We start from the raw sequence: 25,754 nt of genomic DNA on the forward strand, positions 1-25,754 counted from the left end.
TGAAGGGCGAGATCCTTGAACTGAAAAACACCATCAACACCATGGTGGACCAGCTGCGCTCCTTCGCGTCTGAAGTGACCCGGGTGGCGCGCGAGGTCGGTACCGAAGGCAAGCTGGGCGGCCAGGCCGATGTGCAGGGCGTGGCCGGCACCTGGAAGGATTTGACCGACAACGTGAACTTCATGGCCGGCAACCTGACCAGCCAGGTGCGCAACATCGCCGACGTGACGAAAGCCGTGGCAGCCGGCGACTTGTCCAAGAAGATCACGGTGGACGTGAAGGGCGAGATCCTTGAACTGAAAAACACCATCAACACCATGGTGGACCAGCTCAGCTCGTTTGCGTCCGAGGTGACCCGTGTGGCGCGCGAGGTCGGTACCGAAGGAAAATTGGGCGGTCAGGCCGATGTGCAGGGAGTGGCGGGTACCTGGAAAGACCTGACCGATTCGGTCAACTCCATGGGCTCGAACCTGACGGCGCAGGTGCGCAACATCGCGGAGGTGACCAACGCCGTGGCGGCCGGTGATTTGTCCAAGAAGATCACGGTGGACGTGAAGGGCGAGATCCTTGAACTGAAAAACACCATCAACACCATGGTGGACCAGCTCAGCTCGTTTGCGTCCGAGGTGACCCGTGTGGCGCGCGAGGTCGGCACCGAAGGAAAACTCGGCGGCCAGGCCGATGTGCAAGGGGTGGCGGGTACCTGGAAAGACCTGACCGATTCGGTCAACTCCATGGGCTCGAACCTGACGGCGCAGGTGCGCAACATCGCGGAGGTGACCAACGCCGTGGCGGCCGGTGATTTGTCCAAGAAGATCACGGTGGACGTGAAGGGCGAGATCCTTGAACTGAAAAACACCATCAACACCATGGTGGACCAGCTGCGCTCCTTCGCGTCTGAAGTGACCCGGGTGGCGCGCGAGGTCGGTACCGAAGGCAAGCTGGGCGGCCAGGCCGATGTGCAGGGCGTGGCCGGCACCTGGAAGGATTTGACCGACAACGTGAACTTCATGGCCGGCAACCTGACCAGCCAGGTGCGCAACATCGCCGACGTGACGAAAGCCGTGGCAGCCGGCGACTTGTCCAAGAAGATCACGGTGGACGTGAAGGGCGAGATCCTTGAACTGAAAAACACCATCAACACCATGGTGGACCAGCTGCGCTCCTTCGCGTCTGAAGTGACCCGGGTGGCGCGCGAGGTCGGTACCGAAGGCAAGCTGGGCGGCCAGGCCGATGTGCAGGGCGTGGCCGGCACCTGGAAGGATTTGACCGACAACGTGAACTTCATGGCCGGCAACCTGACCAGCCAGGTGCGCGGCATCGCCAAGGTGGTGACCGCCGTGGCCAACGGCGACCTGGGTCGCAAGCTCACGGTGGAAGCCAAGGGGGAAATTGCCGCGCTGGCCGACACCATCAACGGCATGACGGACACGCTGGCGACTTTCGCCGACCAGGTGACCACGGTGGCGCGTGAGGTCGGCGTGGAAGGCAAGCTGGGCGGCCAGGCCAAGGTGCCGGGCGCTTCGGGCACGTGGAAAGGTCTGACCGAAAACGTGAACCAGCTGGCAGCGAATCTGACGACCCAGGTGCGCGCGATTGCCGAGGTGGCGACGGCTGTGACGCAGGGCGACCTGACGCGTTCCATCACGGTCGAGGCACTCGGCGAGATGGCGGCGCTGAAGGACACCGTCAACGAGATGATCCGCAACCTCAAGGACACGACCCAGGTCAACACCGAGCAGGACTGGCTCAAGACCAACCTGGCCAAGTTCAGCCGCATGCTGCAGGGCCAGAAAGACCTGGTGGCGGTGGGCCACCTGATTCTCTCGGAGCTGGCGCCCGTGGTTGGCGCCCAGCAGGCGGAGTTTTACGTGCTGCGCTACACCCAGGACAAGCCGCGCCTGCGCCTCATGGCCAGCTACGCGTCGGAAGGCCAGGGCGCCTATGGCAAGGAAATCGATCTGGGCCAGGGCCTGGTGGGCCAGTGCGCCTACGACAAGCAGAAAATCCTGCTCACCTCGTCCATGCCCGCCAGCCTGAAAATTTCCTCCGGCCTGACCGAAGTGGCACCGCTGAACATCCTGGTCCTGCCGATTATTTTTGAAGGGCAGGTCAGGGGGGTGGTGGAGCTGGCATCGCTCGAACGCTTCAACCCCGCGCACCAGGCCTTCCTGGATCAGCTGACGGAAAGTATCGGCATCGTGATCAACACGATCGAGGCCAACATGCGCACCGAAGACCTGCTCACGCAGTCCCAGTCGCTGGCGCAGGAGCTGCAAAGCCGGCAGCAGGAACTGCAGCAGACCAACGAAGAGCTGCAGGAAAAAGCCAGGCTGCTGGCGCACCAGAACCAGGAGGTCGAGCGGAAGAACCAGGAGGTCGAGCAGGCGCGCCAGGCGCTGGAGGAAAAGGCCAAGCAGCTCTCGCTGACGTCCAAGTACAAGTCAGAGTTTCTGGCCAACATGTCGCACGAGCTGCGCACGCCGCTCAACAGCCTGCTGATTCTGTCCGACCAGCTTTGCAAGAATCCCGAAGGCAACCTGCGGCCCAAACAGGTCGAGTTTGCCAAGACCATCCACTCCTCGGGCAACGACCTGCTGATGCTCATCAACGACATTCTTGACCTGTCCAAGATCGAGTCGGGGACGGTGGTGGTCGATATCAGCGAGATCCGCCTGTCCGATCTCCAGCAGTATGTGGAGCGCACCTTCCGCCACGTGGCCGAGGCGAAGAATGTCGAATTCCTGATCACCACCGGCACCGAGTTGCCCACCTCGATGATCACCGACCTCAAGCGCCTGCAGCAGATCCTCAAGAACCTGCTGTCCAACGCCTTCAAATTCACCCATCAGGGGCATGTGGCGCTCGCGATCGAAGAGGCCTATTCGGGCTGGAGTCCGGACCATGACGAGCTCAACCGCGCCCAGCAGGTCGTGGCTTTCTCGGTCAGCGATACCGGTATTGGCATTTCGGCCGACAAGCAGCAGATCATTTTTGAAGCCTTTCAGCAGGCCGATGGCTCTACCTCCCGAAAATACGGCGGGACCGGCCTGGGCCTGGCCATCAGCCGGGAGCTCTCCAAGCTGCTGGGCGGTGAAATCCGGCTGGCCAGCAGGCCCGGTGAGGGCAGCAGCTTTGTGCTTTACCTGCCGCTCAACTTTCCGACCACGCGTGCGGTCCGCAAGCTTGCCACTCTCGCCGATACCAGGACCGAGGGAGCGGGTCTGCCTGCCAGGACGCTCGCGCTGCCGCCGGCCGGGGAAATGCCGGCCATGCCGACCGATGACGCCCAGGACGACCGCCAGAACATCCAGCCCGGTGACCAGGTTCTGCTGATTGTTGAAAACGACATCGCTTTTGCCGACTTTTTGCTCGACGCTGCGCGTGCCAGGGGCTTCAAGGGCCTGGTGACATCCCGCGGGGCGGGTGCACTGACCCTGGCCACCCAGTTCATGCCTTCTGCCATCACGCTCGACATGTACCTGCCGGACATGGACGGCTGGCGTGTGCTGGACAGGCTCAAACAGGACATGGCGGTGCGGCATATTCCGGTTTGCGTCATTTCCACCGACGACGCCATGGAGCGGGCCTACCGGTCCGGCGCCTTCGCCTTTCTCGGCAAGCCGATTGCGCAGAAGGAGATCCTCGACCGGATGCTGGAGCAACTGCACATGTACGTGACCCGGCCGGGACGGAACGTGTTGCTGCACATCGGCGATGCCGATATCGGCCGGCAGATCAGCACCTACCTGGAGGACGATCGCGTCAGCACCGTGAAGGCCGCTTCCGGTCGGGACATCGCCGAGCGGCTCAGAACCGGCAGCTTCGACTGCCTGATCGCCGATGAGGCGTCCATGGATGACGGCCTGTCCCAGTGGCGCGAGGTACTCGCCGCCCGTCCTTCACTCGGACCCCTGCCTCTGGTGATTTACCGCGACGGGCTCATTGATGCGGAGGAGTCCCGCGCCTGGCATTCCCGCGGCGAGATCAGCGTGCGGGAAGCACGCTCCGTTCCCAAGCTGCTGGACCAGGTGATTCACGCGTTGCACATCAACCCGGCACGCCTGTCCATGCAGCAACATGCCCTGCTGAAAAACCTGCACGAATCCAACAAGTCGCTGGCCGGCAAGCGGGTGCTGATTGTGGACGATGACATGCGCAATATTTTTGCGCTGGCCACCGTGCTCGAGGAGGAGGCCATGGACATCGTGTGGGCCGACAACGGGCGCGACGCGATAGCGCGCATTGCCGCGGACCCGCAGATCCAGCTGGTCCTGATGGACATCATGATGCCCGAGATGGATGGCATGGCCACCATGCAGGCCATCCGAAAGCTGCCGGCCGGAAGGAATTTGCCCATGATTGCCGTCACCGCCAAGGCGATGAAAGGCGACCGGGAAAAATGCATTGAAGCCGGCGCCTGGGACTATCTGTCCAAACCGGTCAACACCGAGGACCTGCTGGCGGTGTTGCGCGCATGGTTGCCGCAATGAGCGCCGTGCTAGCACCCGCGGGGGTGTCGCAGGCTGGCGACGAGGAGCGGGTCAATATTCTGGTGGTGGATGACCTGTCGGAAAAACATGTCGTGTTTGGCAGCGTTCTTGAGGAACTTCACCAGAATGTGGTTCATGCCCGCTCTGGCAAGGAGGCCCTGCGGCTGATCCTGAAGATGGAGTTTGCGGTCATTCTGCTGGACGTCAACATGCCTGACATCGACGGGCTGGAAACCGCCAAACTGATCCGCCAGTACCGGAAAACTGCGCAGACGCCGATTCTGTTCATCACGGCCTATGCCGATGAGCTGCAGACCATCCAGGGTTATGCCCTGGGCGCCGTGGACTATATCTCGACGCCCGTGGTGCCTGAAATCCTGCGCTCCAAGGTCAGGGTGTTTGTCGACCTGTACCGCATGAATCGCCAGCTTCAGGTGCAAATGGTGCAGCGTGAGGCGCTGGCCCGTTCCGAAGCCGCCCGTTCGGCGGCCGAGGAGGCCATCAGGCGGGCCAACTACCTGTCCGAGGCGAGCCGGCTGCTCTCGCGTTCGCTCAATACCGACGACACGATCCGTACCTTGTTCCAGATTGCCCTTCCTTCCCTGGCCGATCTGGCGGCCGTGGCGTTGACGGATGATCACGGTGAACTCCGCTGCACCGGCCTGCAGGATCCGGCAAACGGCTCGTCGCCCGTTCCCGGCCATGCCCTGGCGCAGCGGCGCAAGCTTCATCCGGAGGTGGTGCAGGCGGTCCGCCTGGCCACGGCATCCCGCCAGATCGAACTGGTCCCGCCGCTGCTGTTGTGGGAGGAGCATGACAGCCTGGCTTCTTTGCCGGAAGGCATCGAGCAGACCGCGGTGTGCCCCCTTTTTGCGGGCGACCGGCCCCTGGGGGCGTTGCTGCTGTTTGGCCAGCGCCAGCACTTCGAATGCGCCCGGATGTCCCTGATCGATGAGGTTGTCAGCCGGGCCTCCATCGCAATGGAAAACGCGCGGCTTTATACCCTGGTCCAGCAGGCCGACACCCGGAAAAATGAATTTCTCGCCATGCTGGCCCACGAGTTGCGCAATCCGCTGGCGCCCATCAGCAACGCGGTCCGCATCCTGCATGGCACCGAACTGCATGATCCCACCGTGGTCTGGGCGCGCGATGTGATTGGACGCCAGGTGGACCACATGTCGCGCATGGTCGACGACTTGCTGGATGTGTCACGGTTCGCGCGCGGCAAGGTCAGCGTGAAGACGGAGCTGCTGACGCTGACAACGCTGTGCGAACGCGCGGTGGAGGCCAGCGAGCCGCTGATCCTGGCGCGCCAGCAGGAGCTGTCGGTGTCGCTTCCCGGGGAAGCCGTGGTGATCGAAGGCGATATGGTGCGCTTGTCCCAGATTCTTTCCAACTTGCTCAACAACGCGTCGAAGTTCACCCCGGCGCGCGGGAAGATTGGCCTGGCGGCTGCATTTTCGGGGCAGGAGCTGCGGATTTCAGTCAGGGACAACGGCCAGGGGATAGACCCCGCGTTCCTGCCGCATGTGTTTGACCTGTTTGCCCAGGACGATCAGGCGCTGGACCGTCCCCACGGCGGTCTGGGCATCGGGCTGACCCTGGTCAAACATCTGGTGGAACTTCACGGCGGAAAGGTCAGCGCCGTCAGCGAAGGCTCCGACCGGGGCACCGAAATGTCCGTGTTCCTCCCGGCCCGTCTCGCCACCGAGGCCGACCTCCCGTTGCCAGCGACCCGGACGCCCGCCGTGGCAGCGCGTCCGGCCGGGCTGGTTCGCGTTCTCGTGGTGGACGATTTGCTGGCGTCCGCCGACACCATGAAGGTGCTGCTGGAGTCGGAGGGGTATGTGGCCCGGATTGCCACCGACGGTGAAGCGGCCCTGGCGGCTGCCAGGGAGTTCCTGCCTGCCATCGTGATTCTCGACATCGGCCTGCCCGGCATGAATGGTTTCGAAGTGGCGCAGCGGATGCGGCAACTTCCCGAGACACGCGACGCGCTCCTGATTGCGCTGACCGGTTATGGCGAGGCCGAGAGCCGGCAACGCTCGCAGAAAGCGGGCTTTGACCATCACGTCGTCAAGCCGGCTGACATCGACTTCCTGTTGTCTGTCATCAGCCAGGCGATGCAGCAAAAAGAGGGGCTGGAGACATGACCATGGGCTCATGCTGCCGCACCAGGGAGCGCTTCGGCAAGTGATGCGCCCGACGCCGCCAGATAACCCCGACTTTGCCCTTTCCGCCGATTCCGGCGTCTCTGCGGCCCTGCCCGATGACGTCCGGCGTTTTCTGGTGACCAGTGTCAGTTCCATCCCCTACCTGGAGGCGTTGCTGCTGCTGCGCAGCCAGCCCGAGACGCGGTGGCCTGTCCGGCAGGTGGCGCAGCGGCTGTATGTGAGCGACAAGACGGCACAGGAACTGCTCGCCGAACTGGAGGCCGCAGGCGTGGTTGAAAACTCCCTGCCGGACGCCCCCCAGTTCCGCTACCAGCCGGCTTCGGAGGAGCTGCGTCAGATGCTGGACGACCTCGCAGAGGTGTATGCCCATCACCTGGTCGAGGTGACCCACCTGATTCATTCCAAGGCGGAGAAGCGGGACAAACAGGACAAACGGGCTCAGAAGTTTGCAGATGCCTTCCGTTGGCGAAAGGATGCCTGAACCATGGCCGAACTGATTTATTCCCTGTGCGCGTTGACCTCGGTCGCCTGCGCCTGGCTGTCTCTGCGCGGATACCAGCGCTCCGGTCATCGCCTGCTTTTCTGGAGCGGCCTGTGTTTCCTGGCGCTGTCGGTCAACAACGTCCTGCTGGTACTGGACAAGCTGGTGTTCACGGTGGCCGACCTGACCTTGTGGCGCCTCGTAGCCGCGCTGGCGGCTGTTGTGCTCATGCTGTTTGGCCTGATCTGGGAAGAGGAGTAAGCCATGGTCCAGGACATGCTGGCAGGAGCCATCGCGCTCGGTTCCCTCGCGGTGGGGCTGTTTTTTTTCAGGTACTGGTACACCAGCAGGGACCGCTTTTTCCTCTACTTTGCCCTGTCGTTCTGGATCGAGGGCTTCAGCCGCATCCACATGGGCCTGAACAGCGACATCCCCGAGGATGTGCCGGTGTACTACATGATTCGCATCCTGAGCTACGGGCTGATCCTGCTGGCGATCTGGGAAAAGAACCGGCCTGACGCCGGACCTTGATGTGCTTTTGCCTCCATGCCGATCGAGCGGGAGGCCGCTTGTGTCCTGCATCACCTTGCCGCGTAGGTATGGCACTGGTATGGCGCTGCGGGTCGATGTGGTCTTCGACAAGGCCGGCGAGATAGATGATTTTCTGTCCTGCTGCCGTGCCCTGGTGGGCTCTGGTAGGCCCCGTCCACAGGAGCACAGACGGCCATGTGCCGCATGCCCTAAACTTTCAGCCATCGCCGCCGCTCCGGCGGCGAACCATGGACACGGAAGACCACACGCATGAGTGCACTGTTTCGCGAGCAACTGCTGGCGGCCGCCGCGCAGGCCGCCTTTCCCGCCGAGAGAACGCTGAACCCAGCCACTGGCCAGGAGGGTTTTGATGCCTCCTCCGAGGCGATGCTGGCTCAGGTGTTTTCCCTGTTCGGGATCACCACCTTGAATCCCCAGGACGAGGATGTCGACAAGGTGATCAACACCGCCTGTACCCTGGCCACCGAGGTGGCCGCGCATGTGCAGGACCTGATTTCCGCCGGCGGCGTGCTGGATGCGCTCGAAGAAGCCGACGACTGGCACCCGGCCTACCGGGCCTACATCAGGGCCCTGTGGCAGGGCGAGCGCGACGAGGTGGCGCGCTGCGCGCAGGCGCTCCACCTGTCCGCGGGCATTCCCAATGGGTCGCTGCCGCTCGACGCGGGGCCGCTGGCCTGAGGGGCGGAGCCCGGCGGTGCGCAGTATCATGGCCGGATGACTCCCTTGGCTGATCGGCGTGGAACGCTGGCGGAACTGAACCACAGGGCGCGGAACTGGCTGGTGGGCTGGTGGCGCCTGATCCACCTCGGCGCGCTGATTCTGGTGCTGGCCCTGTCGCCGTCCAGCTACGCCCGCGACAACCGCCGGGCGCTGGCGCGCCACATCTATCTCAACACCGCGCCCAATCTGCTGGGTTTCACGCTGATGTGTGCGCTGATCACTGTGGTCATCACGCGCATTGTCATCGTCACCGCGCTCAGTTACGGCCTGTCCCAGTACGCCTTGCAGGTCGTCATTCGGGTGCTGGTGCTGGAACTGATTCCCCTGACGGCCGCCATGTTTGTGGCCCTGCGCTGCGCCATTGCCAGCGGGGTCGAGCTGTCGCTGATGCGCCAGCGCGGTGAGTTGCAGGCCCTGCAGCAGCGCGGCCTGGACCCGGTTCGGCAAGAGGTGTTGCCGCGTGTGACGGCCGGCATTTTTGCCACGGTCACGCTGGCTGCGCTGAGTTGTGTGGTCGCGCTGGTGATGGCCTACCTCGCCAGTTACGGCTTCACGCTGTCCGGCGTGGCGATGTACACCCGGCTCTTCGGCCAGGTGTTCAACCCCGACGTAACCCTGATTTTTGTGCTGAAAACCCTGTTTTTCAGCCTCGCCGTATCGCTGATTCCGATGGCGTCCGCCCTGTACGACACGGCAGAGCTGCGTTTTCGCGCCAGCGCCGAACTGCGCATGCTGGTGCGCATGTTTGCGGTGATCCTGGTCATCGAGGTGGTGTCCCTTGTGGGCAACTACTACTGACGCCTGTTTCCATCCTTCCCGACATCCGTCCCTATCCACCCTTTCTTCCAAACCATGAGTCAAGCCCTGCCACCCCCATCGCCGCCCGAGCCGCCGGAGCCGCCTCCCGGCAGCAGCGTGGCCATGCCGCCCGTCGCCAACCTCGAGTTCAAGGCGCTGCTGCTGCTGGTTTTCATGGCGGTGCTGGTCGTCGGCTCGGCGCTTTACGTGCTGTATGCGCGCGGCGCTTTCGAGAGTACCCAGAAGCTGGTGCTGCTGTCCGACGACTCCGAAGGCGTGGTGGTCGGCATGGACATGACGTTTTCGGGCTTCCCGATCGGTCGCGTGCGCCGCATCGAACTGGCCGAAGACGGCAAGGCCCGCATCATCGTGGATGTGCCGACCAAGGACGCGCACTGGCTGCGCACGTCCAGCGTTTTCACCCTGGTGCGCGGGCTGGTGGGCAGTACCAACATCCGTGCCTACACCGGCATGCTCAAGGACCCGCTGCTGCCGGACGGCGCGGTGCGCGAAGTGCTGCGCGGCGACGCCGGCGCCGAAGTGCCCAAGCTGGTAGCCGCTGCCAAGGACCTGATTGAAAACCTCAACGGCCTGACGGGCAGCGGCGGAGCGATAGGCGCCAGTCTGGCCAACGTCCAGAAACTGACTGAAAAGCTCAACGGCCCCGGCGGGGCGCTCAGCGTGCTGCTGGGCAACGAAGCCGAAGCGAAAAAGCTGATTGCCACGCTGGACCGTACCAACGCCTTGCTGACCAAACTCGACAGCCTGGCAGCCAAGACCGACACCCAGGTGTTTGGCGCCAAGGGCGTGATGCCGGAAGCGCGGGCCACGGTGGTTCAGCTCAACACCCTGCTCGGTGAAGCGCGCAACAGCCTGAAAAAAGTTGACGCGGTGCTTGTCGAGGCACAGGCCGTGGGCGCCAACGCCCGCGCTGCCACCGATGACCTCGGCGCGCTGCGCGGCGAGGTCGAGTCCAGCCTGCGCAAGGTGGACGGCCTGATCAACGAGATCAACCGCAAGTGGCCGTTTGCCCGCGACACGGAGATCAAGCTGCCATGAGCATCCTTTCACGCATCCTGTCCTTTCTGGCGCTGCTGGCGCTGGCTGCCTGCAGCAGCGGGCCGAAGGCCCCCGACTGGCAGATGGAGGCCAAGACCGCCATGGAGCGGGCGGTTGCCGCCTACCTCGAAGGCAACTCGCGCGTCGAAGCGCAGGAGTTCGCGCGCGCCCGCAGCGAACTCTCCAGCACCGGCCGCAGCGACCTGATGGCGCGGGCCGAACTGCTGCGTTGCGCCAGCCGCGTCGCCAGCCTGGTGCTCGAGCCCTGCGCCGGGTTTGAAGTGCTGCGGCCCGACGCACCGGCCGCCGAGCGCGCCTATGCCGACTACCTTGCCGGCCAGTTGCAGCCGCAGGACCTGGCCCTGCTGCCCGCCCCGCAACGCGGCGCGGCCGCAGCCGGTGCGGATGCGGCGGCTCTGAAAGCGATGGCTGATCCGCTGTCGCAACTGGTCGCCGCCGGCGTGATGTTTCGCGCCGGCCGCGCCAGCCCGGCCGTGCTGCAGCAGGCGGTGGACACGGCTTCCGGCCAGGGCTGGCGCCGGCCGCTGCTGGCCTGGCTGGGCGTGCAGTTGCAACTGGCGGAAAAGGGCGGCGATACCGAGGCAGCCGCGCACCTGCGCCGCCGCATCGCCTTGACGCAAAACCCGGCTGCGGTGGGCAAACCTTGAGCCGGGCACCTGTGAGCCGCTGGGCGGTTGCCGTCGCCGGCATGTTGTCACTGGCCGCGGCCATGGGCATAGGCCGTTTTGCCTTCACGCCGCTGCTGCCCATGATGCTGAGCGATGGCGTGATCGACCTGCCGTCGGCCAGCTGGCTGGCCAGTGCCAACTACCTCGGTTATCTGGTCGGCGCGCTGCTGTGCACCTTCCAGCCCTGGATCTGGAAACACCTGCGTTTTCTGCCGGTCGTTGCCGCCTCCAGCTGGGTGCGCGCGGGCCTGGTCGCCACCACGCTGCTGACCTTGGGCATGGCCCTGCACCTGCCGGCCGTCTGGCCGCTGCTGCGTTTTGCGGCCGGTGTGGCCAGTGCGCTGGTATTTGTCTACACCTCCGGCTGGTGCCTGGCCCAACTGGCCCGGCTGGGCGCGCCGGCGCTGGGCGGCATCATGTACGCCGGCCCGGGCGCCGGCATTGCCCTGAGCGGGCTGTTTGCCAGCGCCATGGTGGCGCTGCAGTGGACGGCCGCCACCGGCTGGCTGATTTTTGGCGTGCTCGCCGCCGTGTTGACGACAGCCGTGTGGCGAACTTTCCAGGAGCGGGGGCCGGGGCCGGGCGCCAGTGCTGCCAGCGCGCCGGTCAGCACACCAGCCACGCCCCATGCGCCAGCCGGCCGCAAACAGATGCTGCTGCTGGCGCTGGCTTACGGGCTCGCCGGTTTCGGCTACATCATCACCGCCACCTTTTTGCCGGTGATCGCGCGCGAAGCCATGCCGGGTTCGGTCTGGATCGATTTCTTCTGGCCCATCTTTGGCCTTGGTGTGGTGACCGGCGCGTTGCTGGCCACCCGCATCCCGGCCAGCGGAGACTTCCGCTACCTGCTGGCCGGCGCCTATGTGGTGCAGGCGCTGGGCATCGCGGCCAGCGTGTTGAGCCCCAACCTGGCTGGTTTCGCTTTCGGCAGCCTGCTGCTGGGCATTCCATTCACCGCCATCACTTTTTTTGCCATGCAGGAAGTGCGGCGGCTGCGGCCGGCCGCAGCCGCCAGCTACATGGGCCTGCTGACCGCCATGTACGGCATCGGTCAGATTGCCGGCCCACCGCTGGTCGCCGTGCTGCTGCGCCACAGCCGCAGCCTGGGCGAGGGGTTCACGCTGTCGCTGGAAATCGCGGCGGCGGCCTTGCTGGCCGGCGCGCTGATGTATCTGTGGATGGCCAGTGTCTACCCGGTCCTGAAGGCCGCGCGGCAGCACTGAACCGGGCTGGCTCGCGTTTTATAGCGAAAAAGGCTTCCAGCCCAATAGCCACCTGCGCAGGCAGCTACCAAAACAGGAGCAGAACAGGGCTAGGCCCTGGTGGTTTTTGCCAGCACCGGCCGAAGCATCTGGGCCAGCTCGGTGCCCTGCAGAACACGGATCTGGTGTTCGGCCGCAAACTGGCGCGCCTTGTCCGTCACCTGTCCGGTGGCGATGCACAGGGCGCTGTCGGCCTGGTGGGCGCCCAGCGCTGCCTGCAGGCCCTGGAAGGGCTCGATGCCCAGGTGAGCGGCTTTCCAGCGCTTGCAGGCCAGCAGCGTGGTGCGGCCTGCCCTGGCCAGTACAAAATCAGCCGCCGCGCTGTCGAGGCGCCGCACCGCATAACCTTCACGGACAAAAGCCTGCTCCACGGCGACCGAGAAATCGCGCCAGGACATCGCCTCCAGCTGCGCCAGCGTGCCTTCGACATGGGCGGTGCTGGGCGCGCTGAACTGCTTCCAGGCGGCAATCGCGCCGATCACGACAAAGGGCAGGCCCCCGAGCGCGCCAAATACAACATACTGCGCGGGCAACAACGCCTTGGAGGCCAGCCCGAAGGCGACGGCAATGGCCAGGCTGATCCACCAGGGCGAACGCAGCAGGATGGCAAAAAGTGACTTTTCAGCCATTTTGAATTTCAAGATATTCCTTTCGGGTGAGGAGGCAGGCTGGCAGGGGCGGCAGAGGTTGGGAAAGCGGGGTTTTGCCTTCACAATCCGCTTTGGCCTACACCCGCACGGGTCGAACTTCCTTATAGTAAAGCACCATGCAGATTGCGCTCCCGCCTGTTGGCCGCATTTCACAGCCCCCGCACCTCCAGCCGGGCCCGCGCATGCCTGTCGGCGCGGTGTGGCCGGTCCGGACCGGGGCAGAGATGCCTGAAGAAGGACGATGATGCCGGCCCCAGACGACGACGACCGCCAGCTGCGCTCCGTGGCCCTGCAGAACGCGCAGACCATCGTGCGCGCCCGCCAGCAGGCCGAAGGAGTGCAGGTGGCCGCCAGGGACGGGCTGGAGCAGAAAACGGCGGAACTCGCGCTGTCCCTGTCCATGGTCCGGGCCACCCTGGAGGCCAGCCGTGACGGCATCCTGGTCTCCGATGACAACGCGCACATCACGGGTTTCAACCAGCAATACGTCCGGATGTGGGGGCTGTCCGACGAGCTCATGGCCTTTCGCGACCACGAAAGGTTGCTGCCGGAGGTGAGCCGGCAGGTCGAGGATACCCGGCACTTCCTCGACCGGGTCCATGAGATCTACCGCCACTCGCCGGCGGAAAGTTTCGACCTGCTCCAGCTGCGCGACGGCCGGATCTATGAACGTACTTCCAAGATCCAGGTGGTGGAGGGCCAGCATGTCGGGCGGGTCTGGGTGTTTCGCGACATCACGGAACAGCGCCGCACCGAGGATGCCCTGCGCAAAAAGGCCCGCGTGCTGGAACTGCTCAACAAGACCGGCACCATCCTGACGGCCAAGCTCGACGTGCGCATGCTGGCGCAGGCGGTCATTGACGCAGCCACCGAAATCAGCGGCGCAAAAGTGGGCGTCTTTTTCTACAACACCGCCGCCCCGGGCGGCAACAGCCCCTTCCTGCGGACGGTGTCGGGCATCGCCGCGGAGGACTTCGACAGCTGCGGCCTGCCGCAGGCCGGCGCGCTGTTCGATCTCACGCTCAGCGGCGCGCCGATGGTCCATCTCGACGACCTGTCGAAGGACGCGCGCTACGAGGCAACGGCCCGGCCGGGGAGTGTGGCTATCCGCAGTTACCTGGCCGTGCCGGTGGCGTCGGGTTCCGCGGACGTGATAGGAGGGCTTTTTTTCGGCCACCCGAATGCCGGCGTTTTCGACGAACGGGCCGAAAGGCTGGTGACCGGCATTGCGGCGCAGGCCGGCGTGTCCATCGACAACGCCCGTCTGTATGAGGTGGCCCGGCAGGCTGCGCAGGAACGCGAAAAGCTGCTCGACAACGAGCGCGCCGCGCGCAGCGAGGCCGAACAGATGAGCCGCATGAAGGACGAGTTCCTGGCGATGCTGGCCCATGAGTTGCGCAACCCGCTGGCACCGCTGCGCGCCAGCGCGGAGATCCTGCGGCTGGGGGCGGACGATCCGGCGGTTCTGGAGCGTACCCGGGCCATCATGGAGCGCCAGATCGCGCACATGACACGCCTGGTCGATGACCTGCTCGATGTCAGCCGCATCAGCCGCGGCAAGCTGGAGCTGCGCCTCGAGCAGATTCCACTCGACGACGCCATACGCAGCGCGGCCGAGACCAGCCGGCCGGCCATCGCCGAGCGGCAGCACGCCTTCAGCATCACCATGCCGGAACAGCCGATCAAGGTGACGGCTGATCCGGTGCGCCTGTCGCAGGCCTTCACCAACCTGCTCAACAACGCCGCGAAATACACCCCGGAAGGCGGCTCCGTGGAGTTGCGGGTGAGCGCCAACGCGCAGGGCGTGACGGTCAGCATCGAGGACAACGGCATCGGGGTGCCGGAGCACCTGAGCACGCGCATTTTTGACATGTTTGTTCAGGGCGAGCCCAGCCCGGCCACGCCGCAGGCCCAGGGCGGGCTGGGCATCGGCCTGACGCTGGTGCGCAAGATTGTCGAGATGCATGGCGGCAGCATTCGGGCCGAAAGCCGCAGCGACGGCCCCGGCAGCCGCTTCATTGTCTGGCTGCCGGTTGCCGACGCGGCTGCGGTGGCAGGTGCCGGCGCGGTTGAGGTGCCGGCGTCGGTACAGCCCGCGGCGGGCGCTTTCGAGCCACGCCGGATTCTGGTCACCGACGACAATGTCGATGCCGCCGTGACGCTGGCAAGCCTGCTGGGCATGCTGGGCCACGAGGTACGCACCGCCCATGACGGTGCCGAGGCCATCGAGGCGGCCGCTGCCTTCCGACCCGACATCATTTTTCTGGATATCGGCATGCCGCGCATGGACGGCTACGAAGCCTGCCGCAGGATTCGCGCTCTCGGCCAGGTGCCTGCCCCGGTCGTCGTCGCCCTGACCGGATGGGGTCAGGCCGACGACAAACGCAAGGCGCAGGAGGCGGGCTTTGACCACCACTTCACCAAGCCGGTCGACCCGGCCCGGCTGGAGGCGCTGGTCGGCAGCAACTTCTAAAGCCCTGCCCGGCGCCGGCGCGGCGGCCCTGCGACATGGGCCGGAAGCTGACATGCTTCTAAATTGATAGCTGCTCCCGCACGTATCCATTGGGCTGCAGGCCTGTTTGACATCAAAATTTCACGAAACACGGCGCGATGACCCCCGAACAGAAAAAACTCCGCCGGGCGTCCATCGCCCTGGCCGCTGCGCTGGTGCTGGTGGTGATCTGGGGCATCAACTTTTCCCTGCAGAAGTTTGTCTTCAACGTGGTCGGGCCCGGCGGCTTTCTGTTTGCCCGTTACCTGATCATGCCGCTGTGTGCGCTGGCCTTGCTGGTCTGGCGTTATGGAACGCGTTTTCCGCGCATCACGCGCCGGGAGTTCTGGCAACTCGCGCGCCTGGGTTTTGCCGGGCATTTCCTGCATGTGGGCATGGTGACCTATGGCATCCACTGGTCCACCGCGTTTTCGAGCTCCCTGATCCTCGCCTGCGGGCCCATCTTCACCCTGCTGATCCTGCGCGTCATGGGGGTGGAGAAACTGCACAAGGCGCAGATCGTCGGCGTGGCCGTGGCTTTTGCCGGCGTGCTGATTTTCCTGTCCGACAAGCTGCTGGGCGGCAACTGGCGCGCCACCGGCGGCGACCTGTTCCTGCTCGTCGCGGCGAGTTTTTTCTCCTGGTACACGGTGGCCGCCAAACCGCTGATCGAGCGCCACGGCGGCGTCGTGACCATGGCCTATGCAACTCTGCTCGGCAGCGTGCCGGTGTTGCTGTTTTCCCTGCCCGACGGTCTGGCGGCGCCCTGGGGCAGCGCCTCGCTGGCGGTGTGGGCCAGCCTGGTCTGGTCGGTCACGGTGTCGGCCTTTCTCGGCTGGCTGGTCTGGGGCTGGGTCAACGCGGTGCGCGGCGTGGCCCGCACGGCGCCGCTGATGTATCTGATGCCGCCGGTCGCGGGCCTGGTGGCCTGGCTGTTTGCCGGCGAGCAGTACACCGCCATCAAGCTGGCCGGTGCCGCGCTGACGCTGGTGGGGGTGGCGCTGGCGCAGTTCACCAGCCGGCGCCAGGCCCTGGCACGCGAGGCGCCTGCACCGGTGGACTGAGAACCGGTGGACTGGAGAGGCTGGGCGGCAAAGCGCGACCGCGCAGTTGCGACAACCTTTTTGCCGTGCGGGCAAAGGCGGCCCGGGCGACCCGGCTGCAGGCCTTGGTTCATACTTCGGTCCTCCACCACCTGCCTGAGCGCCATGAGCAAAACCTCGACCGACAAGAAAAAGATCAAGTTTCTCCTGCTGGAGGGCATCCATCCCTCGGCCGTGGCAGTGCTGCAGGCGGCGGGTTACACGCAGATCGAAAGCCTGACAGGGGCCCTGGAGGGCGACGAGCTCAAGCGCAGGATCGCCGATGCCCATTTTGTCGGCATCCGTTCGCGTACCCAGCTGACGGCCGACGTGTTTGCCCATGCGACCAAGCTGGCGGCGGTCGGCTGCTTTTGCATAGGCACCAACCAGGTGGACCTGAATGCGGCGCGCGAGCGCGGCATCGCGGTGTTCAACGCGCCGTTTTCCAACACCCGCTCGGTGGCCGAGCTGGTGCTGGCCGAGGCGATTTTGCTGCTGCGCGGCGTGCCCGAGAAAAGCGCCGTCGCCCACCGCGGCGGCTGGCTCAAGTCGGCCGAGAACGCCTACGAGATCCGCGGCAAGACGCTGGGCATCGTCGGTTACGGCTCCATCGGCACGCAACTGTCGGTGCTGGCCGAGGCGCTGGGCATGCATGTGGTGTTTTTCGACGTGGTCACCAAGCTGCCGCTGGGCAATGCGCGGCAGGCCGGCAAGCTCACGGACCTGCTGGCCCAGTCGGACGTGGTCAGCCTGCATGTGCCCGAAACCCAGGCCACGCAGTGGATGATGGGCGCGGCAGAGATTGCCGCGATGAAGCCCGGCAGCGTGCTGATCAATGCCTCGCGCGGCACCGTGGTCAAGATCGAGCCATTGGCCGAGGCCCTGCGCCAGAAGAAACTGCTGGGCGCAGCGATTGACGTGTTCCCGGTCGAGCCGAAGAGCAACAAGGACGTGTTCGAGTCCCCGCTGCGCGGCCTGGACAATGTGATCCTGACGCCGCATGTCGGCGGCTCCACCATGGAGGCGCAGGAAAACATTGGCGTCGAAGTGGCGGAAAAGCTGGTCAAGTACAGCGACAACGGCACCTCGACCTCGTCCGTCAATTTCCCCGAGGTGGCGCTGCCGGCGCACCCGGGCAAACACCGGCTGCTGCACATCCACCGCAACGTGCCTGGTGTGCTGGCGGAGATCAATCGCGTGTTTTCGGACAACAACATCAACATCGCGTCGCAGTTTCTGCAGACCAATGAAGCCATCGGTTATGTGGTGATTGACATCGACGCCGCATCTTCAGACATGGCGCTGGCCAAACTGGCCGGGGTGGCGGGCACCATTCGCAGCCGGGTGCTGTTCTAGGTTTCGCCGGCAGGCAGCTATTAAAAAGAGAGCTGCTCTCGCCCGTCCCTATTGGGCTGAAGCCACTTTTTGCTAGAAAAGTTTGCCTACTGCGCTGCCGGTACCTGGAGGCCGAGCAGGGCGGCGAGCGCTGCGGTCGGCATGGAGCCTTCCTGTGTCACCAGTGCGCCGCTCTGGGCATGGGTGCCGATGATGGTCGGGATCGAAGCAAAGCCAAGGCGGGTCAGCAGCGCGGTGTTTTTTGCCACCATGTCCTTTTGCGCGGCGATGTCGCTGCCGGCACTGATGCCGCCGCCCCTGGCCTGCATGGACGCTTCGTGCTCATCCATCGCCGCCACCGGGTCTTTGGCGGCCAGCAGGGTGGCCCCTTGCGCGGTGCTCGAGGCGTTGAGAATGTCCACGGGAATCCAGACAAATCTGGCTTGCGACTTCAGGGGTTTGGCCGCCAACCATAGCGCGGTGCAGTGCGGGCACTGGGCATCAAAAAACACATACACCGTGCGTGCGCTCATGGCCTGACCGGCAGTGAAGCCCTTGGCCTCGGCGGCAATGACTGCGGTTGAAACCGGGGTGGTACCGGCTTTGGCCGTCACGTCGGGCGCGGGCGTGTCCTGGCAGGCGGTCAACAGCAGCGTGGCCGCCAGCAGCATGGCTGGAAGAATCCGGGAGGTTTGGAAAGTCATGGTGGCAGAAAAAGATGGGAGACAGTCAGCATAACGCAGGCTGGTTGTCCAGGGGCCGGCAGCGGGCAGGCGCTTGTGCGGTGGTCTCCCCGCCATGCCGGGTTGCCCACGCATTCTGTGCATGAAGCTGTGGACAAACACGCAAAAAAGCCACGAAAGGCTTGCCCGTCGTGGCTTGCGGCAGTTTGCCTGCCAATTAAGCGTCGTCAGCGTCGTCAGCGCCGTCAGTGCTGGCGGCCCGGCCGTGGGCAGCCTCTCAGCCCTTGTTGCTCATGCCCAGGCGTTCAATCGTCGCTTTTTCGGCGGAAAAGGTTTCCCGGGCGAACTTGGTGTATTGCGCGGTGTTCATGTAGATCACCGACTGGTCGTATTTGTCGAAGGTGGCCAGCACGGCCGGATCGTTCAACGTTTTCCGGAAGGCTTCGTGCAGCGTCGCCACGATGGCCGGGTCCATGCCCTTGGGGCCGCACACACCGAAAGGCGAGTCCGACACGGTGTCGTAGCCCAGCTCGGTCAGCGTGGGCACGTTGGGCCAGCGCTTGGTACGTTTGCTGCCGTAGGTGGCCAGCAGGCGAAGTTTGCCCGACTCCACGTGCGGGCCCCAGCCGGTGGCGTCGCTCGCACCCATCACGTGGCCGCCCAGAATGGCCTGCATGTTGTCGGCGTTGCCCTTGAACGGCACATGGGTGAGCTTGATGCCGGCGCGCTGCGCAAACTCCTCGACCGCCAGGTGCGGGCTGGTGCCGGTGCCGGTGGAACCATAGGTGAATTTTTCGGGGTTGGCCTTGGCGTAGGCCACCAGGTCCTTGATGCTCTTGATCGGTGAATCGGCGGGCACGACCAGGCCAAAGGTGTAGCCGGTCAGGCAGGCGATCCAGGTGAAATCCTTGAGCGGGTCGTAAGCGACTTTCTGCATGTGCGGAATGCGGAACACGCCGTGCGGCAGCTGCGTCAGTGTGTAGCCGTCGGGCTTGGCGCCCAGCATCTCGATGGCGCCCAGCATGCCGCCGGCGCCGGGCTTGTTTTCGACAATGATGGTCTGGCCCAGGGTCTTGCCGGCGCTTTCGGCCAGTGAGCGGATGACGGCGTCGGTGGAGCCGCCTGCTGGCCAGGGGCAGATGTATTTGATGGGGCGCGAGGGATAGGCCTGCGCACGGGCCAGGGTGGGCAGGGCCACACCGGCTACGGCCGCTGTGGTGCTGGCAATAAACGCGCGGCGGTTGGTCATTGATAAGTCTCCGGAGGTTGCAGGAAATCTGAAGATTCAAGCGTAGCGGCCCGCTGTCGGCGTGTCATCAAGGTTTACGCGGGGAGCGTATTCTGCAAGGCAGAACAGCCGGCCGGCGCGGGGTCGGGCCGCGGGAGGCAGGCGGTAAAATGGACGCCTGCAGACAGCGCACCGCAGCGCTTTTTTTTTGACTGAAACGACCCCCCGTGACCGATACCGCCAGCTTCCCGTCCGACCCTTCTTCCTCCGACCATCTTCCCGATCCCGACACCCCTGTCCAGCAGCCGCGCCTGTGGTGCGGCGACGGCTGGACGGCCCGTGTGCTCAAGAACGAAGACGACGACGGCTGGGCCGTCGCCATGATCAAGGACGGTGAGCCCGAGCCCGCGCTGGTGGGCCCGTGGACCATGGGGCGCGACAAGAAGAATCCCAAGCCGCTCGACGGTCCCGCCTTCAGCACCCTGGTCAAGACCGCGTCGGAGTTTGTGCGCCGCCATGAGCAGCAGCTGCATGCCACGCTGCACCAGAGCCTGGAAGTGGACTCGCGCGGTGCGCGTATCACCGTGTCGCTGGACATCGTGCCCGATGAAGACAACCCCTACGCCGTGCTGGCTGCGCGTGACGAGGCCGGCGAAAAACTCGCGCAGGTGCGTGTGTCGCCAGCCTTCAAACTGAGCCGCGCCAGCGCCACGGCCTGGGCCGACGGCGGCTTTCCCAAGCCCTGATGGCGGGCGCTTTTCCCGCCTTGCCCGATGCCTGCGGCATCGACTTCGGGACTTCCAACTCCACCGCGGGCTGCGGCGGCGCCGGCCCGGGGCAGGTGATCCTGCTGCCGCTGGAGGATGGCAAGCCCACCTTGCCATCGGTCGTGTTTTTTCACGCCGAAGGCGGGCACATCAGTTACGGCCGCGCCGCGCTGGCCGATTACCTGGCGGGTGATGAGGGGCGGCTGATGCGTTCGCTCAAAAGCCTGCTCGGCACCTCGTTGATCAACGAGCAGACCGAGGTGGCCGGCCGCGCGTTGCCGTTTCGTGCGCTGCTGGCGCAGTTCATCGGCGAGCTCAAGCGCCGCGCCGAGCGCGCAGCAGGCCGTGACTTCACCCGCGCCGTGCTCGGGCGGCCGGTGTTTTTTGTCGACGGCGATGTCGCAGCCGACCGGCAGGCGGAAAACACCCTGGCCGAGATCGCGCGCGCCACCGGCCTGAAGGACATCGCCTTCCAGTACGAACCGATTGCCGCGGCCTTTGACTACGAGTCGCAGATCACCCGCGAAGAGCTGGTGCTGGTGGTCGACATCGGCGGCGGAACCTCGGACTTTGCGCTGGTGCGCCTGGCGCCCGAGCGCGCGGGCCGGGCCGACCGTCGCGACGACATCCTGGCCAGCAGCGGCGTGCACATAGGCGGCACCGACTTCGACAAGGTCCTGAGCCTGGCCAGCGTGATGCCGATGCTGGGCCTGGGCAGCCGGCTCAAAAACGGGCTCCAGATGCCCTCGTCGATTTACTTCAACCTGGCGACCTGGCACACCATCAACTTCGCCTACACCCGGCAGGCGTGGTCGCAGATCATCGAGTTGCACCGCGAGGCGCAGGAGAAGGGCAAACTCGCGCGCCTGCAGCGCCTGGTGAGCGAACGCGCCGGCCACTGGCTGGCCATGCAGGTGGAGCAAGCCAAGATCGCGCTGTCGGATGCGCCCCGCACGTCCATGGAGTTGGGCCGCATCGCTCCCGGCGACACCCTGGTGCTGCATCGCACTGACTTTGATGGCGCCATCGCCGACCTGGTGGACACGGTGGCGCGCAGCGTGACGGGCCTGTTGCGTGATGCGGGCGTGCAGGCTGACGCGGTGGACACCGTGTTTTTTACCGGCGGGTCGAGCAGCGTGCCCCTGCTGCGGGCGCGTATCGCGGCCCTGCTGCCGCAGGCGCGCCGCGTCGAGGGGGACTTGTTCGGCAGCATTGGCACCGGGCTGGCGCTCGATGCGCTGCGCAAGTTCGGCTGAGACGGGTTGTCGTGGCGGGCCTGACCCGCCGTTCATGACGTTCATGCCGGACATGCCCAAACGCACCAGCGGGCGGTAACCCGCTGGTGCGTTTGCCTTGCAACACGGATCGGTAAATCCGTTTGCCAGAAAGAAGTATCCGCTCTGAGCTGGAGAAAGTGCTTCTGTATTTCTTCTGATTCACTGCGGATTAAGTAATAATTCCTTAACAACATGATAAATGAAGGAAATATTGCTGTATGGATAAAACAGACCGGAAAATATTGCAGGTGCTACAGGGCAATGCGCGCGCCAGCCTGCAGGAGATTGGCCAGGCGGTCGGCCTGAGCCACACGCCATGCTGGACCCGTATCCGGAAGATGGAGGAGTCCGGCGTCATCGAGGGCTACACCGTGCGCATCAACCCCGCGGCGCTGGACCTCAGCGACACCGTGCTGGTGCAGGTCACGCTGGACAGCCATTCGGACAACACGCTGGAAAAATTTGGCGAAACGCTGGCGAAAATTCCCGAGGTGATCGAGGCCTACCTGGTCTCAGGCGACTACGACTACTTGCTGCGTATCGCCGTCAGCGGCACGCGCGACTATGAGCGGTTGCTGCGCGAGCGTCTCTACAAGATCAAGGGCATACGCCACAGCAAGTCCAGCTTTGTGCTGCGCACGCTGAAGAAAGCCGACCTGCCGCTGTTCCAGGCCTGAGGCCCCGGAACAAGTCCTCAGAGACCTTCGCGCAACGCGCGGGACCGGACCCAGGCCATGCGTGCCTCGGTCAGCGCCACACCCAGACCGGCCAGGCAGATCAGCGCGATGCCCAGCGCCGTGGTCCGGCCCGGCGCCTGACCAAACACCAGCCAGCCCAAGGTGGCGGCCGCCACGATCTGCAGGTAGCTGAAGGGCGCCAGCAGGGTGGCGGGGCTCTGGCGGAAGGCGGCAATCTGCAGCCAGTGCCCGAGAAAGCCGGTGACACCGGTGGACACCAGCAGCAGCCACTGCCACGGCGACAGGTCGGGTGTGCGCCAGAACCAGGGCAGGGCCAGTGTCAGGGCGATGGTGCCGAACAGGCCGCCGTAGTAGTTGGTGGTCAGCGGATCGTCGTGGGCCACGCGGCGGGTGGCGATCTGGAAAAACGCAAAGGCCAGGGCCGTGGCCAGGCCCAGCGCCACACCGACCGGGTCCAGCTGTGCGCCGGGCCGCACCACGATCAGCATGCCGGCAAAACCGGCCAGCACGCCGAGCCAGCGGTGCAGCCGGTGCGGCTCATGCAGCAGCCACGGCGCCATCATCATCAGGAACAGGGGTGCCATGAAGTTGATGGCGGTGGCCTCGGCCAGCGGCAGGCGGCCCAGCACTGAAAAAAACAGCACGGTGGTGGTGATCATCAGCAGGCCACGGACCAGCTGGCGCGGCAACGACTTGGTCCGAAAGATGGCCCGGCCGCGCGAGGGCAGCACCACGGCCGTCATCAGTGCGGTATGCACGGCGTAACGCATCCAGGCCACCATCAGGACTGACACGCCGGCCATGACCAGCCATTTTCCGGAGGCGTCCAGGGCCGAGAGCAGCCACAGGCCGGCGATGTGAAGAAGAATGCCGCTTGTTTTCATGAAGCAGGGGGGACAGGTCGGTGGTGACGGGGATGCCGGCGCAGGGATGGAGCGATGGCCGGCTGCGACGGTTTGCTGCTCCAAGCATAACCATTGCGGGTGGCGGGCAGGGGGTCGGTGCGGGCATCCGGGCGTGCCGGTGAGCCACCGATTCAAAACTCAGAGGCAAAAATGGCCGCCAGCCCTTTTGCAGTGTGCGCAGGCAGCTATCAAAAAAAGAGCAGTCGAGGCGCTCTTCAGCCGGTCACCAGCGCCTGTTCGACCTCGCTGAACAGCATGTCGGCGTGCGCCGCGCTGTAGCGGATGCGGACATGCTCAGCGTCTGCCAGCGCCTGCACATCGTCCCAGCTCAGGGTGCGGTAGCCGCGCCCCTCGTCCGGCACCGCTTCACCCTCGGTGCGGGTAAGGGTGATGCAGACCCGCGTCTGGCCACCGGCCGCCTCGCTGCTGAGGACCACGCTGGCGGGAGCCTGAGCGGCGTCAGTCAGCGCGATCAGGCTGGCGGTGAACACGGTGCGCAGCGCAAAAACAGAGGTCATCACATCGGGCGCGTTGACCTTGTTGCTGACTGCGAAGCCGCGAAAGGCCAGATCGGTCGCCAGCATGCCCAGCGCTTCCTCGATGCCGGCCTCCAGCGCGATGCTGCCGTTTTCCTTGGGGACGACCCAGGTGATCAGATTCATGCTGGCGGTGGATGCCGAGCGGGACAGCGTGCTGATCGATTTGCTGTTGTCACGCAGCACGGCCAGGTCGGGGGTCTCTGACTGCAGCCGCCGGTCGAGGATGGCGGCAATCATGCCTATCGGCTGCAGGGTGCCCGCCAGGTGGTGTCGGATGGCCGGCGCGATGCGCCGCAGCAGGGCGTAGCGGGCGGCCTCTTCACGCAAAATGGCGGGGTCTGGGCTGGAAGCGCTCTCGGGAGGGGTGTCGGGGAGTTTCATGCGTCTTCAATCAGGGGCGAAATGGGTACGTGATGATCCTAGCACCGGTGCCGGCGGTGGTCCACGAACATGGCAGCGGGGACGCGATGTCCGGATCGGGGGTCACCATGCAGGTCTCCTTGGGCGGGCGAGGCAGCCATTGCATTGGCGCATTGGCAACGGTACAGCTGCACAGTGTGATGCATGCTGCCGTTGCACCCTGTCGGACAGTGACGATTGTTGCGTAGGAAGGGGGCCACCCCGCGGGCTCCAGGCGGCGTTTTGCGTGACAGAATACGGTCGTCCCACTGATGCACACGGAGCCCTGGATGAATTTTGCGTCGGACCTTGCAACGGTCACTCACGGCATACAGCTGGCCGTGGCCCCCGTGTTTTTGCTGACGGCCGTGTCCGGGATGATTGCCGCCGTGGCGGGCCGCCTTGCCCGCATCATTGATCGCGCCCGGTTTCTTGAGAACCGGCTCGAGAGCGGGGGCGTGGAAGAGCCCAAAGCGAACCGGATGTACGCGGAACTGGGCGAACTCCGGCACCGGGGCTGGCTGGTCAACGGCTGCCTGGCCCTGCTGACCTTTTGCGCCATCCTGATCGGTTTGACCATTGTTTTACTTTTTCTTGGCGAGACCAGCAACCTGCCCATCCTCAAAATCGCGACGGTCTGTTTTCTCTCCGGCGTGTTTTGCTTTCTGCTGGCCTTGCTGTGTTTCCTGGCCGAAACCTTGCTGGCCACGCGACTGCTCAAGTTTGCGCAACTGCCGAAACAGCCGTCGCCCTGACATTCCCCGGTTTGCGGAGAAGAGGGCTTGCCGCCCTTGCCGTGTTTGCCGGGCTGCCCTTTTTAAATACAACTTTCAGGAATAAGAATGCTGCTTGATGCCGATGACTCCCAACTCGTGCTGGTGGACTACCAGGTGCGCCTGATGCCCGCCATTTTTGAAGGCGATCTCGTCGTCGCAAATGCGCAGCGCCTGGCCGGCCTGGCCCGGCTGATGGCCGTGCCGCTGTGGGGCACGGCGCAGACGCCCGACAAGCTGGGTCCCAACGTGCCCGGGGTTGCTGCTGCCATCACGGCGGCCGGCGGCAGGACCCTGGACAAGATGCATTTCAATGCGGTGGACGATGGCCTGGCCGAATGGCTGCGGCCGCCGGCGCGCAAGGCCCCGGCTGGCGGCAATGCCCGCAGCCTGCCCAAACACCTGCAGAAAGCCGCGCCGGCGGAAGAAGAAGGGCGGGGCGTCATCGTGTTGGCCGGCTGCGAGGCGCATGTGTGCCTGCTGCAGACCGCGTTGGGCCTGCTCGAAGAAGAGTTCGAGGTCTGGGTGGTCACGGACGCCTGCAGCTCGCGCACCGAACGCAACCGCGACGCCGCCTTCGACCGCCTGGCCGGCGCTGGCGCGGAGCTGGTGACGACCGAGATGGTGGCTTTCGAGTGGCTGCGCACTGCGGAGCATCCGGCATTCAGGGACGTGCTGGCTCTGGTGAAGTAGGGCGCG

23 protein-coding genes are annotated in these 25,754 nt (G+C 65.0%); 18 read left to right on the forward strand and 5 right to left on the reverse strand.

Annotation, left to right across the window (positions count from 1 at the left end; translation table 11 throughout):
• The 10 genes from PSV33_RS17055 to PSV33_RS17100 form a co-directional block, all read left to right on the forward strand.
• Nucleotides 1-4,493, forward strand: a 4,493-nt coding sequence (locus tag PSV33_RS17055) for a HAMP domain-containing protein (RefSeq protein ID WP_300563519.1), incomplete at its 5' end; no start/stop codon positions are given.
• On the forward strand, nucleotides 4,490-6,646 hold the full coding sequence (locus PSV33_RS17060; protein WP_300563521.1) for a response regulator: 2,157 nt from the start codon (nucleotides 4,490-4,492) through the stop codon (nucleotides 6,644-6,646). The genes PSV33_RS17055 and PSV33_RS17060, both read left to right, overlap by 4 nt.
• A 10-nt stretch (nucleotides 6,647-6,656) precedes the next feature.
• The gene (locus PSV33_RS17065; protein ID WP_300563523.1) at nucleotides 6,657-7,148 is read left to right on the forward strand and encodes a hypothetical protein; all 492 of its coding nucleotides are present in this window, start codon (nucleotides 6,657-6,659) and stop codon (nucleotides 7,146-7,148) included.
• Between the two features lie 3 nt (nucleotides 7,149-7,151).
• A complete protein-coding gene (locus PSV33_RS17070; protein ID WP_300563525.1) occupies nucleotides 7,152-7,409 on the forward strand; it encodes a DUF5985 family protein in 258 nt (85 codons plus the stop codon).
• A 3-nt stretch (nucleotides 7,410-7,412) separates the two neighbouring features.
• Nucleotides 7,413-7,679: a DUF5985 family protein gene (locus PSV33_RS17075; protein ID WP_300563527.1), complete on the forward strand. Its 267-nt coding sequence runs from the start codon at nucleotides 7,413-7,415 to the stop codon at nucleotides 7,677-7,679.
• A 270-nt stretch (nucleotides 7,680-7,949) separates the two neighbouring features.
• On the forward strand, nucleotides 7,950-8,378 hold the full coding sequence (locus PSV33_RS17080; protein WP_300563529.1) for a hypothetical protein: 429 nt from the start codon (nucleotides 7,950-7,952) through the stop codon (nucleotides 8,376-8,378).
• Between the two features lie 36 nt (nucleotides 8,379-8,414).
• Nucleotides 8,415-9,218 carry an ABC transporter permease gene (locus tag PSV33_RS17085; protein WP_300563531.1) on the forward strand — a complete coding sequence of 268 codons (804 nt, stop codon included), beginning with the start codon at nucleotides 8,415-8,417 and terminating at the stop codon, nucleotides 9,216-9,218.
• 54 nt (nucleotides 9,219-9,272) lie between these two features.
• Complete coding sequence (locus tag PSV33_RS17090; protein WP_300563533.1) at nucleotides 9,273-10,277, forward strand: mammalian cell entry protein; 1,005 nt, start codon at nucleotides 9,273-9,275, stop codon at nucleotides 10,275-10,277.
• Nucleotides 10,274-10,945, forward strand: coding sequence for a hypothetical protein (locus PSV33_RS17095; protein ID WP_300563535.1), 672 nt, complete (start codon nucleotides 10,274-10,276; stop codon nucleotides 10,943-10,945). The genes PSV33_RS17090 and PSV33_RS17095 overlap by 4 nt, the downstream gene beginning before the upstream one ends.
• 41 nt (nucleotides 10,946-10,986) lie before the next feature.
• The gene (locus tag PSV33_RS17100) at nucleotides 10,987-12,189 is read left to right on the forward strand and encodes a YbfB/YjiJ family MFS transporter (RefSeq protein ID WP_300563702.1); all 1,203 of its coding nucleotides are present in this window, start codon (nucleotides 10,987-10,989) and stop codon (nucleotides 12,187-12,189) included.
• 89 nt (nucleotides 12,190-12,278) lie between these two features.
• Here the strand turns inward: PSV33_RS17100 and PSV33_RS17105 are convergent, their stop codons facing one another.
• Nucleotides 12,279-12,857 carry a restriction endonuclease gene (locus PSV33_RS17105; RefSeq protein ID WP_300563537.1) on the reverse strand — a complete coding sequence of 193 codons (579 nt, stop codon included), beginning with the start codon at nucleotides 12,855-12,857 and terminating at the stop codon, nucleotides 12,279-12,281.
• A 262-nt stretch (nucleotides 12,858-13,119) separates the two neighbouring features.
• Here PSV33_RS17105 and PSV33_RS17110 point away from each other — a divergent pair, with 262 nt between their 5' ends.
• The 3 genes from PSV33_RS17110 to serA all read left to right on the forward strand — a co-directional run bounded on the left by PSV33_RS17110 (nucleotide 13,120) and on the right by serA (nucleotide 17,807).
• Nucleotides 13,120-15,351 carry an ATP-binding protein gene (locus PSV33_RS17110; protein WP_300563540.1) on the forward strand — a complete coding sequence of 744 codons (2,232 nt, stop codon included), beginning with the start codon at nucleotides 13,120-13,122 and terminating at the stop codon, nucleotides 15,349-15,351.
• Between the two features lie 137 nt (nucleotides 15,352-15,488).
• Nucleotides 15,489-16,433 carry a DMT family transporter gene (locus PSV33_RS17115; protein WP_300563542.1) on the forward strand — a complete coding sequence of 315 codons (945 nt, stop codon included), beginning with the start codon at nucleotides 15,489-15,491 and terminating at the stop codon, nucleotides 16,431-16,433.
• 144 nt (nucleotides 16,434-16,577) lie between these two features.
• Complete coding sequence (gene serA, locus PSV33_RS17120) at nucleotides 16,578-17,807, forward strand: phosphoglycerate dehydrogenase (RefSeq protein ID WP_300563544.1); 1,230 nt, start codon at nucleotides 16,578-16,580, stop codon at nucleotides 17,805-17,807.
• Between the two features lie 86 nt (nucleotides 17,808-17,893).
• On the opposite strand, the gene PSV33_RS17125 is transcribed toward serA, so the two are convergent.
• Nucleotides 17,894-18,490 carry a thioredoxin fold domain-containing protein gene (locus tag PSV33_RS17125; protein ID WP_300563546.1) on the reverse strand — a complete coding sequence of 199 codons (597 nt, stop codon included), beginning with the start codon at nucleotides 18,488-18,490 and terminating at the stop codon, nucleotides 17,894-17,896.
• Between the two features lie 256 nt (nucleotides 18,491-18,746).
• Nucleotides 18,747-19,718 (reverse strand): tripartite tricarboxylate transporter substrate binding protein, encoded by a 972-nt coding sequence (locus tag PSV33_RS17130; RefSeq protein WP_300563548.1) that lies wholly within the window; start codon nucleotides 19,716-19,718, stop codon nucleotides 18,747-18,749.
• A 290-nt stretch (nucleotides 19,719-20,008) separates the two neighbouring features.
• Here PSV33_RS17130 and PSV33_RS17135 point away from each other — a divergent pair, with 290 nt between their 5' ends.
• From PSV33_RS17135 to PSV33_RS17145, 3 genes are all read left to right on the forward strand, one after another.
• Complete coding sequence (locus PSV33_RS17135; protein WP_300563704.1) at nucleotides 20,009-20,443, forward strand: hypothetical protein; 435 nt, start codon at nucleotides 20,009-20,011, stop codon at nucleotides 20,441-20,443.
• Entirely contained in the window at nucleotides 20,443-21,720 is a 1,278-nt protein-coding gene (locus PSV33_RS17140) for an Hsp70 family protein (protein WP_300563550.1), read from the forward strand. Before PSV33_RS17135 ends, PSV33_RS17140 begins: the two co-directional genes overlap by 1 nt.
• A 239-nt stretch (nucleotides 21,721-21,959) precedes the next feature.
• The gene (locus PSV33_RS17145; RefSeq protein ID WP_300563552.1) at nucleotides 21,960-22,418 is read left to right on the forward strand and encodes an Lrp/AsnC family transcriptional regulator; all 459 of its coding nucleotides are present in this window, start codon (nucleotides 21,960-21,962) and stop codon (nucleotides 22,416-22,418) included.
• 17 nt (nucleotides 22,419-22,435) lie between these two features.
• Here the strand turns inward: PSV33_RS17145 and PSV33_RS17150 are convergent, their stop codons facing one another.
• Complete coding sequence (locus PSV33_RS17150; protein ID WP_300563554.1) at nucleotides 22,436-23,323, reverse strand: DMT family transporter; 888 nt, start codon at nucleotides 23,321-23,323, stop codon at nucleotides 22,436-22,438.
• Between the two features lie 236 nt (nucleotides 23,324-23,559).
• On the reverse strand, nucleotides 23,560-24,264 hold the full coding sequence (locus PSV33_RS17155; RefSeq protein ID WP_300563556.1) for a hypothetical protein: 705 nt from the start codon (nucleotides 24,262-24,264) through the stop codon (nucleotides 23,560-23,562).
• A gap of 308 nt (nucleotides 24,265-24,572) precedes the next feature.
• Here PSV33_RS17155 and PSV33_RS17160 point away from each other — a divergent pair, with 308 nt between their 5' ends.
• On the forward strand, nucleotides 24,573-25,037 hold the full coding sequence (locus PSV33_RS17160; protein WP_300563558.1) for a DUF2721 domain-containing protein: 465 nt from the start codon (nucleotides 24,573-24,575) through the stop codon (nucleotides 25,035-25,037).
• An 87-nt stretch (nucleotides 25,038-25,124) separates the two neighbouring features.
• Nucleotides 25,125-25,748 (forward strand): isochorismatase family protein, encoded by a 624-nt coding sequence (locus tag PSV33_RS17165; protein WP_300563560.1) that lies wholly within the window; start codon nucleotides 25,125-25,127, stop codon nucleotides 25,746-25,748.
• Nucleotides 25,749-25,754 lie beyond the last annotated feature (6 nt).

This window comes from Polaromonas sp. (assembly GCF_029945895.1).
Lineage (GTDB): Bacteria > Pseudomonadota > Gammaproteobacteria > Burkholderiales > Burkholderiaceae_C > Polaromonas.

Coding starts and splice junctions, on each gene's coding strand:
- PSV33_RS17145 (WP_300563552.1), top strand. CDS start 21,960: ATGGATAAAACAGACCGGAAAATATTGCAGGTGCTACAGGGCAATGCG.
- PSV33_RS17150 (WP_300563554.1), bottom strand. CDS start 23,323: ATGAAAACAAGCGGCATTCTTCTTCACATCGCCGGCCTGTGGCTGCTC.
- PSV33_RS17085 (WP_300563531.1), top strand. CDS start 8,415: ATGACTCCCTTGGCTGATCGGCGTGGAACGCTGGCGGAACTGAACCAC.
- PSV33_RS17115 (WP_300563542.1), top strand. CDS start 15,489: ATGACCCCCGAACAGAAAAAACTCCGCCGGGCGTCCATCGCCCTGGCC.
- PSV33_RS17090 (WP_300563533.1), top strand. CDS start 9,273: ATGAGTCAAGCCCTGCCACCCCCATCGCCGCCCGAGCCGCCGGAGCCG.
- PSV33_RS17125 (WP_300563546.1), bottom strand. CDS start 18,490: ATGACTTTCCAAACCTCCCGGATTCTTCCAGCCATGCTGCTGGCGGCC.
- PSV33_RS17155 (WP_300563556.1), bottom strand. CDS start 24,264: ATGAAACTCCCCGACACCCCTCCCGAGAGCGCTTCCAGCCCAGACCCC.
- PSV33_RS17160 (WP_300563558.1), top strand. CDS start 24,573: ATGAATTTTGCGTCGGACCTTGCAACGGTCACTCACGGCATACAGCTG.
- PSV33_RS17110 (WP_300563540.1), top strand. CDS start 13,120: ATGATGCCGGCCCCAGACGACGACGACCGCCAGCTGCGCTCCGTGGCC.
- PSV33_RS17105 (WP_300563537.1), bottom strand. CDS start 12,857: ATGGCTGAAAAGTCACTTTTTGCCATCCTGCTGCGTTCGCCCTGGTGG.
- PSV33_RS17140 (WP_300563550.1), top strand. CDS start 20,443: ATGGCGGGCGCTTTTCCCGCCTTGCCCGATGCCTGCGGCATCGACTTC.
- serA (WP_300563544.1), top strand. CDS start 16,578: ATGAGCAAAACCTCGACCGACAAGAAAAAGATCAAGTTTCTCCTGCTG.
- PSV33_RS17100 (WP_300563702.1), top strand. CDS start 10,987: ATGTTGTCACTGGCCGCGGCCATGGGCATAGGCCGTTTTGCCTTCACG.
- PSV33_RS17080 (WP_300563529.1), top strand. CDS start 7,950: ATGAGTGCACTGTTTCGCGAGCAACTGCTGGCGGCCGCCGCGCAGGCC.
- PSV33_RS17060 (WP_300563521.1), top strand. CDS start 4,490: ATGAGCGCCGTGCTAGCACCCGCGGGGGTGTCGCAGGCTGGCGACGAG.
- PSV33_RS17165 (WP_300563560.1), top strand. CDS start 25,125: ATGCTGCTTGATGCCGATGACTCCCAACTCGTGCTGGTGGACTACCAG.
- PSV33_RS17095 (WP_300563535.1), top strand. CDS start 10,274: ATGAGCATCCTTTCACGCATCCTGTCCTTTCTGGCGCTGCTGGCGCTG.
- PSV33_RS17070 (WP_300563525.1), top strand. CDS start 7,152: ATGGCCGAACTGATTTATTCCCTGTGCGCGTTGACCTCGGTCGCCTGC.
- PSV33_RS17075 (WP_300563527.1), top strand. CDS start 7,413: ATGGTCCAGGACATGCTGGCAGGAGCCATCGCGCTCGGTTCCCTCGCG.
- PSV33_RS17065 (WP_300563523.1), top strand. CDS start 6,657: ATGCTGCCGCACCAGGGAGCGCTTCGGCAAGTGATGCGCCCGACGCCG.
- PSV33_RS17130 (WP_300563548.1), bottom strand. CDS start 19,718: ATGACCAACCGCCGCGCGTTTATTGCCAGCACCACAGCGGCCGTAGCC.